Annotated in this window: 18 protein-coding genes; 1 reads left to right on the plus strand and 17 read right to left on the minus strand. The window is 36.7% G+C overall.

Going from position 1 to position 17,633, the window contains the following annotated elements; genetic code table 11:
- Positions 1–88 precede the first annotated feature (88 nt).
- The 13 genes from cshA to JFU18_RS14330 all read right to left on the minus strand — a co-directional run bounded on the left by cshA (position 89) and on the right by JFU18_RS14330 (position 12,205).
- On the minus strand, positions 89–1,705 hold the full coding sequence (gene cshA, locus JFU18_RS14270) for a degradosome RNA helicase CshA (protein WP_085308682.1): 1,617 nt from the start codon (positions 1,703–1,705) through the stop codon (positions 89–91).
- Between the two features lie 304 nt (positions 1,706–2,009).
- Positions 2,010–3,386 carry a UDP-N-acetylmuramoyl-tripeptide--D-alanyl-D-alanine ligase gene (gene murF / locus JFU18_RS14275; protein ID WP_085308680.1) on the minus strand — a complete coding sequence of 459 codons (1,377 nt, stop codon included), beginning with the start codon at positions 3,384–3,386 and terminating at the stop codon, positions 2,010–2,012.
- A 60-nt stretch (positions 3,387–3,446) separates the two neighbouring features.
- A complete protein-coding gene (locus tag JFU18_RS14280) occupies positions 3,447–4,535 on the minus strand; it encodes a D-alanine--D-alanine ligase (protein WP_002009961.1) in 1,089 nt (362 codons plus the stop codon).
- 300 nt (positions 4,536–4,835) lie between these two features.
- Positions 4,836–6,110 carry an MDR family MFS transporter gene (locus tag JFU18_RS14285; RefSeq protein WP_002124811.1) on the minus strand — a complete coding sequence of 425 codons (1,275 nt, stop codon included), beginning with the start codon at positions 6,108–6,110 and terminating at the stop codon, positions 4,836–4,838.
- A gap of 108 nt (positions 6,111–6,218) precedes the next feature.
- Positions 6,219–7,634 carry a branched-chain amino acid transporter BcaP gene (bcaP, locus tag JFU18_RS14290; RefSeq protein ID WP_201033583.1) on the minus strand — a complete coding sequence of 472 codons (1,416 nt, stop codon included), beginning with the start codon at positions 7,632–7,634 and terminating at the stop codon, positions 6,219–6,221.
- 258 nt (positions 7,635–7,892) lie between these two features.
- The gene (locus tag JFU18_RS14295) at positions 7,893–9,065 is read right to left on the minus strand and encodes a homogentisate 1,2-dioxygenase (RefSeq protein WP_201033582.1); all 1,173 of its coding nucleotides are present in this window, start codon (positions 9,063–9,065) and stop codon (positions 7,893–7,895) included.
- The gene (locus tag JFU18_RS14300) at positions 9,031–9,987 is read right to left on the minus strand and encodes a fumarylacetoacetate hydrolase family protein (protein ID WP_085308674.1); all 957 of its coding nucleotides are present in this window, start codon (positions 9,985–9,987) and stop codon (positions 9,031–9,033) included. Before JFU18_RS14300 ends, JFU18_RS14295 begins: the two co-directional genes overlap by 35 nt.
- A 66-nt stretch (positions 9,988–10,053) precedes the next feature.
- Entirely contained in the window at positions 10,054–11,172 is a 1,119-nt protein-coding gene (hppD, locus tag JFU18_RS14305) for a 4-hydroxyphenylpyruvate dioxygenase (RefSeq protein WP_002140158.1), read from the minus strand.
- A 309-nt stretch (positions 11,173–11,481) separates the two neighbouring features.
- Positions 11,482–11,592 (minus strand): DUF3948 family protein, encoded by a 111-nt coding sequence (locus JFU18_RS14310; RefSeq protein WP_001083697.1) that lies wholly within the window; start codon positions 11,590–11,592, stop codon positions 11,482–11,484.
- Positions 11,593–11,634: 42 nt separating this feature from the next.
- Entirely contained in the window at positions 11,635–11,751 is a 117-nt protein-coding gene (locus tag JFU18_RS14315) for a DUF3948 family protein (RefSeq protein ID WP_201033581.1), read from the minus strand.
- Positions 11,752–11,786: 35 nt separating this feature from the next.
- Complete coding sequence (locus JFU18_RS14320; RefSeq protein WP_002139869.1) at positions 11,787–11,897, minus strand: DUF3948 family protein; 111 nt, start codon at positions 11,895–11,897, stop codon at positions 11,787–11,789.
- A gap of 43 nt (positions 11,898–11,940) precedes the next feature.
- Entirely contained in the window at positions 11,941–12,051 is a 111-nt protein-coding gene (locus JFU18_RS14325) for a DUF3948 family protein (protein WP_002139869.1), read from the minus strand.
- Between the two features lie 43 nt (positions 12,052–12,094).
- Positions 12,095–12,205 (minus strand): DUF3948 family protein, encoded by a 111-nt coding sequence (locus tag JFU18_RS14330; RefSeq protein ID WP_002139869.1) that lies wholly within the window; start codon positions 12,203–12,205, stop codon positions 12,095–12,097.
- A gap of 473 nt (positions 12,206–12,678) precedes the next feature.
- Here JFU18_RS14330 and JFU18_RS14335 point away from each other — a divergent pair, with 473 nt between their 5' ends.
- Positions 12,679–13,551: a Cof-type HAD-IIB family hydrolase gene (locus tag JFU18_RS14335; protein ID WP_000766416.1), complete on the plus strand. Its 873-nt coding sequence runs from the start codon at positions 12,679–12,681 to the stop codon at positions 13,549–13,551.
- A 183-nt stretch (positions 13,552–13,734) separates the two neighbouring features.
- Here JFU18_RS14335 and JFU18_RS14340 read toward each other — a convergent pair whose 3' ends face one another.
- From JFU18_RS14340 to JFU18_RS14355, 4 genes are read right to left on the minus strand one after another with little or no spacing between them, the layout of a single operon-like run.
- Positions 13,735–14,700: an ABC transporter ATP-binding protein gene (locus tag JFU18_RS14340; RefSeq protein ID WP_078185470.1), complete on the minus strand. Its 966-nt coding sequence runs from the start codon at positions 14,698–14,700 to the stop codon at positions 13,735–13,737.
- On the minus strand, positions 14,697–15,677 hold the full coding sequence (locus JFU18_RS14345) for an ABC transporter ATP-binding protein (RefSeq protein WP_002091396.1): 981 nt from the start codon (positions 15,675–15,677) through the stop codon (positions 14,697–14,699). The genes JFU18_RS14340 and JFU18_RS14345 overlap by 4 nt, the downstream gene beginning before the upstream one ends.
- Before the next feature lie 10 nt (positions 15,678–15,687).
- Positions 15,688–16,611 (minus strand): oligopeptide ABC transporter permease, encoded by a 924-nt coding sequence (gene opp4C / locus JFU18_RS14350; RefSeq protein ID WP_000451066.1) that lies wholly within the window; start codon positions 16,609–16,611, stop codon positions 15,688–15,690.
- 13 nt (positions 16,612–16,624) lie between these two features.
- The gene (locus JFU18_RS14355; RefSeq protein ID WP_002091399.1) at positions 16,625–17,581 is read right to left on the minus strand and encodes an ABC transporter permease; all 957 of its coding nucleotides are present in this window, start codon (positions 17,579–17,581) and stop codon (positions 16,625–16,627) included.
- Positions 17,582–17,633: the final 52 nt, after the last annotated feature.

A 17,633-nucleotide genomic window follows, 5' to 3' on the forward strand; every position in this document is an offset into this window, starting at 1 on the left:
CACCTCATTCCTATACGAGTTACTATGTAGTATGCACAATTATAGAAATAAAAAAAGAGAATGCCGGCAAAGGGCATTCTCTTTTTTATTAAGCTTGTGGACGGCTATGATGTTTTCTTTCGCCGCGTCCATTTGAAGATCCAGGGCGACCTTCACCTTTACGACCACGGTTGCCATCACGGCTACCAGCATCACGGCTACCGCCATCACGATTACGATCACGGTTACGACCATCGCCACTTCCGCTTCCACGTCCATCACGATTGCGATCACGGTTACGACCATCGCCACCGCCGCGTCCATCACGACTACGATTACGGTTACCATCACGGTATCCACTTCCGTTACCACCGCGTTTTTTAGAACCGCCACCGCCACCTCTTGAAACAACTGGTGGTTCTGATGTTAAAGCGATCGGAGTTGTATCCGGCTCTTTTGTCATCATTTTTAAAGCAGCAGCTACTACTGTTACAGAGTCATTCTCTTCTAACATTTCTTCTGCAATACGCTTGTAGTATGATAAGTTATCACTTTCAATTGTGCTTTGAAGTTTTTCAGCGATTAAACGTTGTTGACCTTCTAATGCCTCGTCAAGTGTCGGTGCTTCCATACGATCAACCTTACGTTTTGTTGTACGCTCGATATTTTTTAATTGTCCTGATTCACGTGGTGTTACAAATAACATTGCAATACCTTTTTTACCGGCACGGCCAGTACGACCGATACGGTGAACGTATGATTCTGGATCTTGCGGGATATCGAAGTTGTATACGTGTGTTACGCCTGAAATATCAAGACCACGTGCAGCAACGTCTGTTGCAACAAGAACTTCGATAGCACCTTCTTTAAATTTACGTAATACAGACATACGTTTTGCTTGTGTTAAGTCACCATGAATACCTTCTGCTGCATAACCACGTAAATTTAATGCTTCTGATAATTCATCAACACGACGCTTTGTACGACCGAATATGATTGCAAGCTCTGGAGATTGAATATCTAGTAAGCGTGTTAACACGTCAAACTTTTTCTTTTCTTGCACTTCTAAATAGAACTGCTGAATGTTTGGCATTGTTACTTCTTTTGCTTTTACTTTAATATGTTGAGGCTCAGTCATGAAACGCTCAGCAATGCGACGGATTGGGTCTGGCATTGTCGCTGAGAATAATAATGTTTGATGTGTTTCTGGTACATCTGTTAAAATCGCTTCAATATCTTCAATGAAGCCCATGTTTAACATTTCATCTGCTTCGTCAAGAACAACTGTCTCTACGTTTTGCAGGCGAAGTGTTTTACGGTTAATATGATCTAAAATACGACCCGGCGTACCAACAATAATGTGTGGGTGTTTTTTTAGAGCACGAATTTGGCGGTTAATATCTTGACCACCATAAATTGGTAGAATACGAACACGTTTATGTTTACCAAGTTTGTATAGCTCTTCTCCAACTTGAATTGCTAATTCGCGCGTTGGCGCGATAACAATACCTTGAACTGCATCTTTATTTGTATCCACTTTATCTAATAGTGGTAATCCGAATGCTGCTGTTTTCCCTGTACCTGTTTGCGCTTGCCCAATAATATCCTTACCTTGCAATGCATGTGGAATTGTTTCAGCTTGAATCGGCGTAGCCTCTTCAAAACCCATACTTTCAACAGATTGTAGTAAAGACTCACTTAATCCTAATTCTCGAAATGTTGTCAATGTTACTTCTCCTTTTCTATCCTATACTTATCATTTAAAAAAAGGCGTTTTCCGAACTTGCGGAAAAGCCCTTTTCCTGAATACTGACGTATAACCGGGCGTATATTCTTCACGAAAATACTTCTAAACGTTATTACACTTTATCAATTATAAGTTTTGTAGGTGTAAAAAGCAAACCCCAACTGTTACCTTATTTCATATTCAGAGCTTTTTTCTTTACTTTTATTTTTTTATCATTTACTGTAAGCGCTTATTATAAGTTTCCACTATTTTCGTGGCTATCATCCCTATTTATATACACCAATTATTTCAACATCGTAATTACTTCTTCTAATTTCATACCGCGAGACGCTTTTACTAGCACAACATCTTTTGCATCAACTACTGCTTGCAACTCTTTTATTAACTCTTCTTTACTATCATACGCTTTTACACGGTCTTTAGGGAAATTAATTTTTGCACCTTCAGCAATTTGAGCCCCTAATCTACCATATGTGAATACATATGAGATCTTTGCTGGATCAATTAATTTACCTACTTCATAATGAAATTGCACTTCTTGATTTCCAAGTTCTAACATATCACCAAGTACAACAATTTTTTTAGCAAATCCATCTAAACCATTCATTAGGTGGAACGCAGCTTCCATAGCTGTTGGACTAGCATTATAAGCATCATTGATAATTGTTAAACCACTATCTGTTTTTACAATTTCCATACGCATACCTGTCATTTGAAGTGTTACTAAACCTTTTTTCATTTCTTCCCACGTTACACCAAAATGTTTTGCAATTGCCATTGAAGCAAGCGTATTATATACATTATGCTTTCCTAGTACTGGCAAATAGAATGACAAAGTTTCATCCCTGTTCATCTTAAAGTGTGTCCCAGTAGCCTGCAATGTTACAGTAGTTGGATAGTAATCATTTGCTCTCGCATCACCAAATGTAACTGTTTCAGCTGCTAAATTCATTTCTGGAACACGATTCGTTAATAGCGGCTCATCTCCATTATATACGAACACGCCACCCTTTTGTAAACCTGTAACAATTTCTAACTTCGCTTCAGCAATCGCCTCACGAGAGCCTAAATCCATTAAGTGTGCCTCACCAATGTTCGTGATAATAGCTGCATTAGGACGAGCTAACTTAGATAGAAATTCAATTTCTCCTCGGCTTGACATGCCCATTTCTAATACAGCTACTTCTGTATTTTCCTCTAAATTTAAAATAGTAAGAGGTAAACCGATGTGGTTGTTGAAATTACCTTCTGTTTTTTGAACTTTAAATTTAGTCGCAAGAATACTTGTTACAATATCTTTCGTAGATGTTTTACCATTACTACCCGTTACACCAACAACTTTTACATCCAATTGATCACGATAGTTTTTCGCTAACATTTGCAATGCTGCTAGTGTATCTTCTACAAAAATAACCGGAAGATTTTCAGGTGGGTTTTCTACATCTTTCATCCATAATGTAGCAATCGCCCCATTTTCAACAGCTTTGTCTACAAAAGCATGTCCATCGAAACGTTCACCTTGAATTGGAACATATAAATTTCCTTTTTCAATTTTCCTCGTATCAATAGACACTCCTTGTATAGTAATTCCCTCATACCGCTCTGCTAATCCAGTACCATTTATCATCTGCTCTACTTGTTTTAACGTTCGATTTATCATGAAAACACTCCTTACATAGAGGAAGCACTATTCCTTCGAATAGTGCTTCCTCCTTTTTTGTTAGATTGTATATTTAATTTTTTGTTTTTCTTCGTGACGCTCAATCGCTAAGCGAATTAGCTCTTCAATTAATTCCGGATACGGTAACCCTGTATGTTGCCATAATAGAGGGAACATACTAAACGGCGTGAATCCTGGCATTGTGTTTACTTCGTTAATATATACTTCTCCATCTTTCGTTAAGAAGAAATCAGCTCGTGTTAAGCCCGAACCATCTAATGATTGGAATGCGATAATTGCATCTCGCTTAATTACATTAGACTCTTCCTCTGTCATTTCAGCTGGAATAATTAACGCTGTATCACCATCGATGTATTTCGATTTGTAATCATAAAAATCTTTTTTCGGTACAATTTCACCTACAACTGAACATTTCGGCTCATCATTACCTAATACACCAACTTCTACTTCACGACCTACAATATTTTCTTCTACAATAATTTTACGGTCAAATTGGAATGCCTCTTCGAATGCATTCTCAAGCTCTTCACGATCATTACACTTATTAATACCAACACTTGAACCAAGGTTTGCTGGTTTTACGAAGCAAGGATATCCTAATACTTCTTCTACTTTTTCATACGCTGTTTCACGATCTTTTTCCCATGCGCTACGAATGAAAGATGCATATTTCGCTTGTTTCAATCCAGCTTCTGCAAAGATATTTTTCATAACAACTTTATCCATACCAGCAGATGATGCTAATACACCGTTACCTACATATGGAATGTTTAGTAATTCTAATAACCCTTGTACTGTTCCATCTTCACCATTCGGTCCATGTAATAATGGGAAAATAACATCAATTGCATCTTCTTGTTTAGAAGTTGCAGTTGGGATAATTTCTGTACTTAATGATACAGGAGAGATTGTATTCTCTTCCCCACTCATTTGTAATGCCTCAACATTTGTTACTTCGCCTTCAATACGCTCTCCACGCATCCATTGGCCTTGTTCTGTAATATAAATTGGATGAATCTCGAATTTATCTTGATTTAATGCTTTAATAGCAGCAAGAGCCGTTTGTAACGAAACTTGATGCTCAGCTGATTTTCCACCGTATAATAAACCTAATTTAATTTTTGTCACTGAAATCACCCTAACCAATTGTTTTCATTTTTCTATTTTAGCACTTTTTATAAAAATAGGTAGTTCCTATTTGAAATAAAATGTAACTTCCACAAATAATTAAAAGACACCACTTATTGGTTTTCTACACTTTTTTTCTTTAATTTCTACACACCTAAACAAAATTAAACTTTAGAGAAAAATTGCTATCTAATCTAGTTATGTACCTAAAATATGTAAAAATCCACTTTGTGTGTATGTCATCTATATTACCCTACCATTTGTGGAGGGTGAAAAAACATTGATTAAAGTTTCATTTTATTAAGAAGACTGTTTTGTAGGCGTATCTTTTTGCCTCTGCTCAACAAGACGATCTAAAGAAACATATACAAAGCCTGCAACTACACACCCTACACTTAAAATTGTAAATAAGTAGTGACCAAGCAAACGATCCAATAGAAAACCACCAAGAAGTGGACCGAATGCACTTCCTGTAATCCACTGCAAACTCGCCGCCCCCATATAGGTTCCTCTCAAATGCTCAGGGGCCAAATTCGCTACAAACGTCATCTGTACAGGCGACATAATCATCTCGCCTAACGTATATATGGCATAAACAAACATTAACGTCATTAAAATAATTGTAGCATTTGTATCATATTCTCCAAACCACTTCGGTAACCATCCTATAAAAAACAAACCAATTCCGAACAAACACGCACCGTATAACATCGTCTTTCCAACAGGTTTATCTGTCGCCCATTTTGAAATTTGAAATTGAAATAAAACAACTAATAGACCATTTAATGCCATTAAATATGGGTATGGATTGTTGACTCCAAAAATATCCTTCATTTCGTTATCAAAGTGAAGCGGTAACATGCCTTCTGTTTGAGAAAACCCCATAGAAATAATGATCCCCGCTAACAAATAAATCATTAACGCCTTATCTCTCATTAAAATTTTCCAAACTGCTCCGGATTCCTTCTCTTTATTTTTTTCCGTCATATCCGTAATTTTTGGCATTGTTTCTTTAATAAGTACTAACACTAGTAGCGCATAAAACAACATAGCGGATGAAGCAATAATAAACACGAGGTTCTTTGATAAAACAACTACTGATGCTCCCATTATCGGTCCAATTGCAGCACCAATATTGTGTCCCATTCGCAATAAACCATATGCCTCTGTTCTTTTTTCTGGCGCCGTCACATCTGCAACCATCGCTGATGCCGCTGGGTGAAATAGCGAATTACTTAACCCTAAAAAAATAGATAAAATGGCATATGGAATAAACCCTTCTATAAATAAAAAACCGAGCATTAGTAATGCATTACTCGCCATTGAAAATATCATAATTGGCTTTCTTCCATATATATCAGCTATTCTTCCGCCTATAAGCGAACCAAAACTTGCAGCTATTGGAGAAAGCGCCATAATGATTCCAACTTGTAATAAAGAATCTACCTTATCTTTTAAATATAGTGCAAAAAAAGGCATTAACATCATCATCGCAATTCCGTTCAATGTCTCACCGATAAATCGAATCCATACGTTACGATCCATCTCTCTTAGCTCACGCCATGTATTTTTCACATTTTCACCCCTTTAGTTCGCCAACAATTATCTTATAACAAATTCAGAAAAATGTAAATTTTCAAAATAAAAAATCCATCCTAACAGAATTAGAATGGATTTTTCCACTTATAAATTTGCTACATCTTCTTCTTTTTTACTATTATTTAAAACACTACGCTTTCTACTATAGGCGAAATAAACTACTATACCGATAACCATCCAAACACCAAAACTAATCCAAGCTGTCGCTGATAATTGAAGCATCAAATATAAGCAAAAGATAACTGTTAATGCTGGTAAAAATGGTACGAGCGGCGCCTTAAACGCCCTTGGTAAATCAGGATGAGTTCGTCTCATCACAATGACAGCAACAGCTACAAGTGCAAATGCTGACAAAGTTCCCATATTTACAAGATGTGCTAAAACATTTAAATCTATTAATCCTGAAATAAGTGCTGCAATAATACCTGTTGTCCATGTATTTAAAAATGGTGTTTTAAATTTCGGATGAACTTTAGCAAGACGCTTCGGTAACAATCCATCTCTGCTCATTGCATATGAAACACGAACTTGCCCATACATCATAACTAGCATTACAGTTGTAATTCCTGTAATTGCTCCTACTGATATCACTCCCGCCAAACTATCTTGTCCAATAAATTGAAGTGCGAAAGCAACTGGATCTGATATATTCAACTGACCGTATGGAACAATCCCTGTCAAAATAAGTGAAACAACAATGTAAAGAACCGTACAAACTAGTAACGATGCAATAATTCCAATCGGCAAATCGCGTTGTGGGCGCTTCACTTCTTCTGCGGCTGTTGATACAGCATCAAATCCAATGAATGCGAAGAAAACTGTAGCTGCTCCAGCCATTACACCATCTAACCCAAATGGCATAAAAGGTGTCCAATTTTCAGGTTTTACATAATTAAATCCGGCGAAGATAAAAATGAGAACAACTGCTAGTTTAATAAATACCATTATATTATTTACACGTGCACTTTCACGAACACCTCTAGATAAAAGAACCGTCATAACTAGAATAATTAGAACTGCAGGTAAATCAATTATTCCACCCTTTCCAGTACCAGGGGCCGAGGAGAGAATGGTGGGAATATGAATCCCAAATCCCTTTAATAACGATTGCAAATACGCTGACCATCCATTGGCTACAGCAGATGTGGCTAATAAATACTCGAGCATTAAATCCCATCCAATTAAGAATGCAAATACTTCTCCCATCGTCGCGTACGTGTACGTGTAAACACTCCCTGAGACAGGAACTGAAGAAGCAAATTCAGCGTAACAAAATGCAGCAAAGGCACAAGCTAATGCAGCTATAGCAAATGATAATATAATAGCTGGTCCAGAATGTTTCGCTGCTACAACGCCAGTAAGAACAAAAATACCAGTTCCAACAATTGCTCCGATTCCAAGCATTGTTAAATCAAGTGCCCCTAACGTTCTCGATAATGTCTTTTGTTGACTTTCTTGCAGTAACGTTGAAATCGGCTTCTTTTGAAAAATTTGCTTCATACTGTGCTCCTCCATGATTTTATTTTTCTGAAAATTTAATTTACTTTTCTCATTTTACCCACGGCATGTTTTTTAGTCAATACTTTTGTCGAAATAAACAGAAAACTATCGAGATACATACTATACTCTTATCATCCTTTCGATAAAAAGATTCAGACAATCATATCTATATATATTTTCATAACTTTTTTTGGTATTATTATACATGTCGATTCCATAAAAGAGGCATGCTCCCGTAGTGAGCATGCCTCTTTTTACTTATTTCACAGTATATGAACCCTCTTCAATCCAGCTATACATATATTTTTCATCTTCCGTCTCATGTGCTTGTTTTACAATACGAAGCGGACGGAATGTATCTATCATAACGGCCAGTTCAAGTGTCTCTTTCTTCCCTATACTCGCTTCTGTTTTCCCTGGATGTGGCCCATGCGGGATCCCGCTTGGATGAAGCGTAATAGAACCTTCTTCTACACCTTTTCGGCTCATAAAGTTACCTTCTACATAGTACAGTACTTCATCACTATTCACATTACTATGATAATATGGTGCCGGAATAGATTCTGGATGATAATCGTATAAACGCGGTACGAAAGAGCAAATGACGAAATTATGTCCTTCGAATGTTTGATGTACTGGTGGTGGCTGATGAATACGACCTGTAATTGGTTCAAAATCCTCCACATTAAAGACCCACGGATATAAATAACCATCCCACCCAACAACATCTAACGGATGGTGCCCTAACACATGCTTGTGCATATAACCTCTCGACTTTGTCATTACGACAAACTCACCTTTTTCATCATATGTCTCCAATTTCTCCGGTCCACGCATATCTCTTTCACAAAACGGACTATGTTCTAACAATTGCCCATATTCATTGCGATAGCGACTTGGTGTTGTAATTTGGCTATTTGCCTCTACAACAAGAAACTTAGTCTCTACCTCATCTGGAATAACACGATAAATCGTTCCAATTGGAATTGTTACATAATCACCTTTTCTATAGTGAATCGTTCCAAACATCGTTTCAATTTTTCCTGTTCCATAATGAACAAATAACATTTCATCGCCATCACCATTACGGTAAAAATAATCCATTTTTTCTGTTGGACTCACTACTCCAATTAATAAATCCTCATTCCCAAGCATAAAGTTTCTTCCGCTTACTGCATCACCAGTTTTTTTATTTTCTTTCGTACGGAAGTGGCGATGAGCAAGAAGGGCATCCTCTTCATACTGTAACTGACAAGAATGCGATAATGCCGCGTGCCCTACTTCTGTTGGCATATAATGATGATACAAAATAGATTGGGTACCAGAGAAACCTTTTGTCCCCATTACCTGCTCACGATAAAGCGATCCATCTTTTTTACGAAATTGTACATGTCGTTTATGAGGTAGCTCCCCCATGTGACGATAAAACATGCCCATCACCTGCTTTCATGTCTTTTTTGACCGTATTACGTAACGTACCTAAACCAGTAATCGACAGCTCTACAACATCTCCATCTTGTAGCCACTCTTCTGTACCAAGTTCTAAAATACATCCTGTTCCTACTGTCCCAGAACCAATCACATCTCCTGGATATAACGTAACGTCTTCCGAAGCACGTTCAATCATTTCAGCAAATGTATAGTAAATATCTTGGAAGTTTCCCTTTGATAATATCTTTCCATTTACATGAGCAGTCATCTCTAAATCATAACGATCACCGTTACGATAAACGTCTAATTCCTCTTTCGTAACGAGATACGCTCCTAATGAAGTTGCAAAATCTTTTCCTTTCGCTGGACCGAGTCCCACTTTCATTTCTGTTGCTTGTAAGTCCCTTGCACTCCAGTCGTTCATAATGCAGTAACCAAAAATATATTCCTCTGCTTGTTCACGAGAAATGTTTCGTCCCTCTTTCCCAATTACGCAAGCAATCTCTAACTCATAATCAAGCTTTTTAGACTTCTTCGGACCAATAACAAAATCATCTGGACCAATAACAGCACGGTGGTTAGTAAAATAAAAAACCGGTATATCATACCATTCAGGTACAACATCTAGCCCTCTTCTCCCGCGGGCTGTTTTTACATGCTGTTCAAATGCATAAAAATCTCGAATGCTACTTGGATTAGGAATTGCCGCTGCTAATTGAACTTCCTCTAAGGAATATATACCCTTTTCAGGATTCTTAATATTACGCAATACTTCTACACACTCATCTGCTTTCTCTAAAAAGGCGAACATAGAAGAAGGTAATTGTCCATCACTCGCAAGATTCATATCGATTACTTTGTCACCTTCAATCCATCCAGCTCGCATTTCTTTCGATGGGAGACGAAATGTAACAAATTTCATCGTGATTCCTCCCTATGAAAATGAAATTTCCACCAACAAAGGAACTCTTGCTGGTGGATACAAATTTTATAAATTTCCGCGACGCTCTTGTTCTCTTTCAATTGATTCGAATAACGCTTTAAAGTTCCCTTCGCCAAATCCACGAGAACCTTTACGTTGGATGATTTCAATAAATAGAGTTGGACGATCTACAATTGGTTTCGTAAAGATTTGTAATAAATAACCTTCTTCGTCACGGTCTACTAGAATCTTCAATTCTTTTAATCTATCAATTTCTTCATCAATTTTCCCCACTCGTGCAGTTAACTCATCGTAATACGTATCTGGCGTATCTAAAAACTCCACGCCATTCGCACGAAGCACTTCAATTGTTTTTACAATGTCACTTGTTAATAAAGCAAGATGCTGTACACCCGCTCCGTTATAGAACTCTAGATATTCTTGAATTTGTGACTTTCTTTTTCCGTCTGCTGGTTCATTAATTGGAAACTTAATACGGCTTCCATTCGTCATAACTTTTGACATTAATGCCGAATACTCTGTGCTAATATCGTCATCATCAAAGTGAATCATTTGTTTAAATCCCATGACGTTCTCATAATAACTAACCCATTCTTCCATTTTCTCAACGTTACCAACGACATGGTCTACAGCAATTAAACCGGATTCTTCAAATGGAATATTGAACTCTACCTTTTGAAATCCTGGCATGAATGTTCCTTTATAATTTTTACGCTCTACAAGCGTATGAATTGTATCACCATACGTACCAATAACCGCTTTCTTCAAGGTACCTTCCTCATCTGTTAACTCTTCAGGAGGAGCAATCGCAACAGCGCCACGTTTTACAGCTTCAGAGTATGCTTTATCAACATCATCAACAAGTAAAGCCACATCTTTCACTCCATCACCATGAGTCTTTACAAACTCTGCAATACGACTATCGCTACTTAAAGCTCCAGACACAACAAAACGCATATTTTTTTGCACAAGAACATAAGATACCTTTTCACGGTTTCCTGTTTCTAATCCAGAATAGGCTACAATTTTGAATCCAAACGCTCTTGCAAGGTAATAACTTGATTGCTTTGCATTCCCTACGTAAAATTCCAAATGATCTACATCACGTACTGGAAAAAAGTCCTCCATTTGTGCAGCTAGCGTATCCATAGATTTTTGTTTCATAATATCTTCATCCCCCTGTAAATAGATTAAATGGTCCATACTTAAAACCAACCGAAAACGCTTCCAACATCAATTAATAGAAATTAGTTAGCAAGCTAACAATTTCCGACCTTTAAAATTTTCTATCTTTTCTGTCAAATTCCTCTTTTTTTCTTACATATAAAATTCGACTTTTTTCTCTTTAAAGTAAGGGGTAAATATTAATACTTGAAGGTATATATGAGAGGAAAACAAAAAAGACTCCAACATATTAACTACTTACTAATACGTTAGAGTCTTTATTTTTTTGAATGATTGTATTTATATTTTTCATACTAATATATTTGCAAGGAATAGAATAAATGATGTTAATATTACCGCTCCGCCTAATGATCCTAATAAATCTGTTTTTGTTACTTGTAACACTTGTTCACTGTTCATATTCCTCATTCTCCTTTCATTTTGTACAATTTAAAACTTTTATTATACTAATACGCTTGATAGAAATACGATTAATGCTGTTAATACTACTGCTCCGCTTGCTGATCCTAATAAATCACCTTTTGTTACTTGTAATACTTGCTCTTTCATATCTTTCATTCTCCCTTCATTTATCTTTTGTTACAAAACTTCTATTATACTAATACACTTGAAAGAAATACGATTAATGCTGTTAATACTACCGCTCCGCTTGCTGATCCTAAGAAGTCACCTTTTGTTACGTTTAATACTTGCTCGTTTTTCATAGTTTTCATTCTCCCTTCTCTTATTTTTATTACAAAACTTCTATTATACTAATACGCTTGAAAGAAATACGATTAATGCTGTTAATACTACCGCTCCGCTTGCTGATCCTAAGAAGTCACCTTTTGTTACGTTTAATACTTGCTCGTTTTTCATAATTTTCATTCTCCCTTCTCTTATTTTTGTTACAAAACTTCTATTATACTAATACGCTTGAAAGAAATACGATTAATGCTGTTAATACTACTGCTCCGCTTGCTGATCCTAAGAAGTCACCTTTTGTTACGTTTAATACTTGCTCGTTTTTCATATCATTCATTCTCCTTTTTTATAAGTTATCTATATGTAATTACTAAGAAATGATTAGTTCATAGTTTTCATGTTAACGTTACATTGAAATTAATTACGTAACGTTTGTAACACTAATGTAACATAACTATTATTACGTTGCAATATAATTACGTAAATTTTATTACACTTTTTTTACGTTTTTTTAAATAAACACTCAAAAACCTTGTTTTAATGCGTTTTCTACTACAATCACATTTGTAACACTAGTGTAACATTAAGGTCATAAAGCGAAATATAATATTATTCATCTCTATTTTGTTAAAAACCAAAGTGAAACTTTAATCAACGAGAGTTCCATTCCCTACTAATTATTCCCCTCACCAATCGCACTTTTACTAGAAATTAATGCGGGATAAAATACTATCTTTCCAAGATAAGTTTATATGTTTCCTCTATATAACTATGTATAATGGAAACAAAGAGGTGGTCATTTTGAAATTAATCGCACTAGATATGGATGGTACACTACTATCATCTAATCTTGAAATCTCCAAAGAGAACTTACAAGCTATCCAAACCGCAAAAGAAGCTGGTCATATTGTAATGATTTGTTCTGGCCGCGCGAAAGAGGACGCTTTAAAATTATTGGAAGAATATAAACTATCTCTTCCAGTTGGAGCAAGCAATGGGGCAATTGTTTATGTGGATGGAAAAGTAATTAACTCGCGTTGTTTACAAAATGATAAAGTATACAAGCTTGCAAAGTTACTAGAATCTGAAGGTTTTCCATATAAGTTGTACACAAATAAAGGGGTTTACTCTCCTTATACATGGCAAGATCAAGTTATGCAGGCATTCGAAGAAAACAAGCATACACTAGATGTTACACTTGAGGAACTTGAAAGAATTACAGAAAAACAAAAGAAATCAAACTTAATTACTGATTTCCAAAAAATCGAAGATGTTGTAAATAATCCAGAATTAGAAATATCTAAATTCTTTATTTTGACATTTAATGCTGCTCATCGTTCGCAGCTATTGCAAACTTTACAAGAAGATACGGATATTTCAGTTACGGCATCAGCTCCTACTAATGTAGAAATTATGGATAAGCATGGTCATAAAGGGAACGGCCTACAAGAAATGGCAGCTTATTTCAATATACCAATTGAAGATACTGTTGCAATCGGTGACAACTTTAATGATGTGCCAATGCTACAAGTAGCCGGCTTATCAGTTGCAATGGGAAATGCCGAAGAAGATGTCAAAAAACTATGTGACGTTGTAACATTAACAAACAATGAACATGGTGTTGCTCATGCAATCGAGCAATTTGTATTGAAACAAACTTCATCTAGTAAATAAAGTTCAACTTTAATCAGAGGCGGGGTTCCTCTGATTATTAGTTGAACCAATCGGGCTTTTACGGGCAGTTAATCTCCCACCTAACTTCCCCGCATGTGTCGAATTTTCAGGTGGGAGTCTTACTGCCCACAAATAGCGGGGTAAAAAAAGGACTCTTTCACATTTTGAAAGAGTCCTTTTCTTTTACACATGATGACAAGCAACAAAATGATCTTCACCCACATTACGGAATTCTGGTACATTCGTTTTACAAATATCTGTAGCAACGGGACAACGTGTATGAAAACGGCAACCTGATGGTGGATTTGCAGGACTTGGAATATCCCCTTCTAGAATAATCCGTTCTCGCTTAACCGTTGGATCCGGTATTGGCACTGCTGATAACAATGCTTTTGTATATGGATGAAGCGGATTCGCAAATAACTCATCACGTGGTGCTGTTTCCACAATAGTTCCTAAATACATAATTCCAATTTTCGTACATAAGTGCTCCACAACACTTAAATCATGTGAAATGAATAAATAGGATAATCCCCTTTTCTCCTGTAATTCACTAAACAAATTAATGATTTGCGCTTGAATAGATACATCTAATGCTGCAACAGGCTCATCAGCTACAATAAATTCTGGATCTAATACCATCGCCCTTGCAATAACGATACGTTGACGTTGCCCACCGGAAAACTCATGAGGGTACCGGTCAATATGATACGGCGCTAAACCACATAACTCCAATACTTCTATCACCTTTGCACGGACATTTTCTTTCGTCGCTAGTCCGTGAGCCAACATTGGCTCACCAAGCGCTTCTCCAATTCTCATTCTTGGATTTAATGAGCTAAATGGATCTTGAAAGACGAGCTGCATATTAGGACGATGCTTTCTCAGCTCTTCTTTTGATAAAGCATGAACATCTTGACCTTTAAATTTCACTTCGCCTTCTGTTTTTTGAACGAGACGGAGAATTGTTTTTCCTATCGTCGTTTTCCCACTTCCAGACTCTCCTACAAGGCCAAACACTTCTCCTTTATCAATCGTAAAGCTTACCCCATCTACCGCTTTCACATGTCCAATCGTTCTACTAAATACGCCGCCCTTAATCGGAAAATACGTTTTTAAGTTCTTCACTTCTAATAATGGTTCACTCATTGCCCAGCACGCTCCTCATATAACCAACAAGCTACTTTATGATCCTCGTCATGCACATTAAGATTTGGCGCTTCATTTTTGCATATTTCCATGCAATGTTCACAGCGACCACTAAAGTAGCAAAACTCATCTAAGCCAACTAAATTTGGAACTTGCCCTGGAATAGAATAAAGTTTATCTGTTCGTTTCCCCATTACTGGTTTTGATTTTAGCAACCCTTGCGTATATGGATGTTTCGGATTTTGAAATATCTCTAGTACCGGTGCCTCTTCAATAACTTTTCCACCATACATAACGACAACATAATCGGCCATTTCTGCTACAACACCTAGATCATGTGTAATTAATAAAATCGATGTTTTAAATTCCTCTTTTACTTGCCTTAGTAAGTCTAATATTTGCGCTTGAATCGTAACGTCCAGAGCTGTTGTCGGTTCATCTGCAATTAATAACTTTGGATTACAACTAAGTGCAATAGCAATCATAATACGTTGTAACATACCACCGCTTAATTCGTGCGGATAAGAATGGACAATTTCATCAGCACGAGCAATACCAACTTTACGAATTAATTCAATTGCTTTTTTGTATGCTTCGTTTTTGCTAAGTAGTTCATGCTCTCTTAACGTCTCAACAATTTGCTCTCCAACAGTAAAGACCGGATTAAGCGATGTCATCGGTTCCTGGAAAATCATGGCGATATCATTTCCTCTTAAACTACGAAGTTCTTTCTCTTTCATTCCTAAAAGACTTTTTCCTTCATAAAGAATATCACCACCAACGATGCCGCCAGATTCAGCAATAAGTCCCATAATAGATAAAGCCGTTACACTTTTCCCGCAACCTGATTCGCCTACTACACAAACTGTTTCACCTTCTCGAACTGAAAAGCTAACATGATTGACAGCCTTTACTGTACCTTCTTCCGTCTGAAAGTGTGTTTGTAAATCCTTTAGCTCTACTACCGCTCTACTCATGCTTTCTCACCTACCGCTTCATCTTTGGATCTAATGCATCACGAAGTGCATCGCCAAGTATATTAATTGATACAACTGTTATAAAGATTGCAAAACCAGGCGGGATCCATAACCACGGACGCTTTTGGAAATCGATTAATGAGTTTGCTGCACTAATCATATTTCCCCACGATGGTGTAGGCGGGACAACGCCAAGTCCTAGGTAACTTAGTGCAGACTCTCCTAAAATAGAACCTGCAACACCTAATGTGGATACAACAATTAATATCGGCAGAACATTTGGGATTAAATGATATACAATTTTCCGGTAATCGTTTATCCCGAGTACATCAGCAGCTTGCATAAACGATTGTTCTCGCAGCGATAAAATTTGACCTCGTACGAGGCGTGCAAGTCCTGGCCAACCTACTAAACTTAAAATGATCATAATGACATAAAGACGATAATCAGATGGTACTTTCCATTCTGATAAAATAGCTCCCATTATAATAAGTAACGGTAATCCTGGCATCGACATTAAAATATCCGCAAGACGCATTATAATATTATCGACGATACCACGGTAGAAACCTGCAATCGCTCCTAATAAAGCACCTAGTATAACGGATAACACCATTGAGGCTAAGCCAATTGTTAATGAAATCCGTCCTGCTTGCATAAGCCTCGTTAAAATGTCTCTTCCTAATTGATCTGTGCCAAGCCAATGAGAAAAACTAGGTGGTTTGTTAATTAGCGTAACTTGTATTTTTCCTGATGCATACGGTGAAAAGAATGGACCAATAAAACAAAATAAAAACATAAAAACTAATGCGTAAAATCCTATAAGTGCCATTTTATTTTTCTTTATCCTTTTAAAAGCTTGCCTCCACGGCGATGATTCATTCCTTCTTTTCTTTTTTTCTTTTTTTTCCGTAGTTGCTGTAACAGTTTCCATCTCTTTCCCCCCCTTACTTCAACCGAATACGTGGATCAACAACTGCATATACAATATCCGCTAAAAAGTTTGAAACAATTGTCAAACACGAAAGAAACATCGTAAATGCCATTAATACCGTATAATCACGAAAATTTAATGCTTCTAATTGAATATTACCGATACCTGGCCAGTTGAAAATTTGTTCTATAATAATTGCCCCTGAAAACAACCCTGGTAATTCAAATGCAAGCAATGTAATAGCCGGCAAAATTGCATTTTTTAATGCATGTTTATAAATAACGGTCTTCTCCTTTAAACCTTTTGCTCTAGCCGTTCGAATGTAATCTTGCCGTACAACCTCTAACATACTCGTTCTAAAATAACGAGTTAATGAGCCAACTCCAAGAAGAGTTAAAATAAATACGGGTAAAACCATATGCTTTGCAACTTCTATTCCGTAAGCAAGCCCAGTTGAATTACTCCCAACATCAATCATCCCGCCTATCGGTAACAGCTTAAAGTCAACCGCAAACACTTTAATTAAAAACAAACCGATAAAGAATGAAGGAAATGACATCGCTGCAAATACACCAATTGTTACAAGCTTATCGAATAAAGAATGTTGCTTTGTCGCTGAAAACACACCGATAATAAGTGCAATTAGCCAAATAAAGAACAATGCAATAATCGCAACAATAAACGAATTCCATATAAATTTATTTAATAATGACGTTACAGATTCTTGATATTGAAGAGAAAAACCAAAGTCCCCCTGCAATGCATTACCTAGCCAGTGAAAATATCGCTCAACAATTGGTTTATTCAATCCATACAATTCCCTAAGTTCAGCTGCTCTTTCCGGTGTAATCTTCGGGTTTGAATCAATATAATCTCCTGGAAGAAGTGCGAACAGGAAGAAGATAATAATTGATGTCCCCAACAGTGTAGGAATCATTTGTAACAGCCTACGAATGATATATGTTTTCACCCTTTTTCTCTCCAATCTTATGCTTAAAATAGAAGAACATTTTTTCAAAGCG

Origin of the sequence: Bacillus sp. TH22 (genome assembly GCF_016651015.1) — a bacterium.
Classification (GTDB): Bacteria; Bacillota; Bacilli; order Bacillales; family Bacillaceae_G; genus Bacillus_A; species Bacillus_A mycoides.

Excerpts from the sequence above, each read along its gene's own strand:
- murF (WP_085308680.1), bottom strand. The coding sequence starts at position 3,386 with ATGATAAATCGAACGTTAAAACAAGTAGAGCAGATGATAAATGGTACT.
- bcaP (WP_201033583.1), bottom strand. The coding sequence starts at position 7,634 with ATGAAGCAAATTTTTCAAAAGAAGCCGATTTCAACGTTACTGCAAGAA.
- JFU18_RS14295 (WP_201033582.1), bottom strand. The coding sequence starts at position 9,065 with ATGTTTTATCGTCACATGGGGGAGCTACCTCATAAACGACATGTACAA.
- JFU18_RS14300 (WP_085308674.1), bottom strand. The coding sequence starts at position 9,987 with ATGAAATTTGTTACATTTCGTCTCCCATCGAAAGAAATGCGAGCTGGA.
- hppD (WP_002140158.1), bottom strand. The coding sequence starts at position 11,172 with ATGAAACAAAAATCTATGGATACGCTAGCTGCACAAATGGAGGACTTT.
- JFU18_RS14310 (WP_001083697.1), bottom strand. The coding sequence starts at position 11,592 with ATGAACAGTGAACAAGTGTTACAAGTAACAAAAACAGATTTATTAGGA.
- JFU18_RS14315 (WP_201033581.1), bottom strand. The coding sequence starts at position 11,751 with ATGAAAGATATGAAAGAGCAAGTATTACAAGTAACAAAAGGTGATTTA.
- JFU18_RS14320 (WP_002139869.1), bottom strand. The coding sequence starts at position 11,897 with ATGAAAAACGAGCAAGTATTAAACGTAACAAAAGGTGACTTCTTAGGA.
- JFU18_RS14325 (WP_002139869.1), bottom strand. The coding sequence starts at position 12,051 with ATGAAAAACGAGCAAGTATTAAACGTAACAAAAGGTGACTTCTTAGGA.
- JFU18_RS14330 (WP_002139869.1), bottom strand. The coding sequence starts at position 12,205 with ATGAAAAACGAGCAAGTATTAAACGTAACAAAAGGTGACTTCTTAGGA.
- JFU18_RS14340 (WP_078185470.1), bottom strand. The coding sequence starts at position 14,700 with ATGAGTGAACCATTATTAGAAGTGAAGAACTTAAAAACGTATTTTCCG.
- JFU18_RS14345 (WP_002091396.1), bottom strand. The coding sequence starts at position 15,677 with ATGAGTAGAGCGGTAGTAGAGCTAAAGGATTTACAAACACACTTTCAG.
- opp4C (WP_000451066.1), bottom strand. The coding sequence starts at position 16,611 with ATGGAAACTGTTACAGCAACTACGGAAAAAAAAGAAAAAAAGAAAAGA.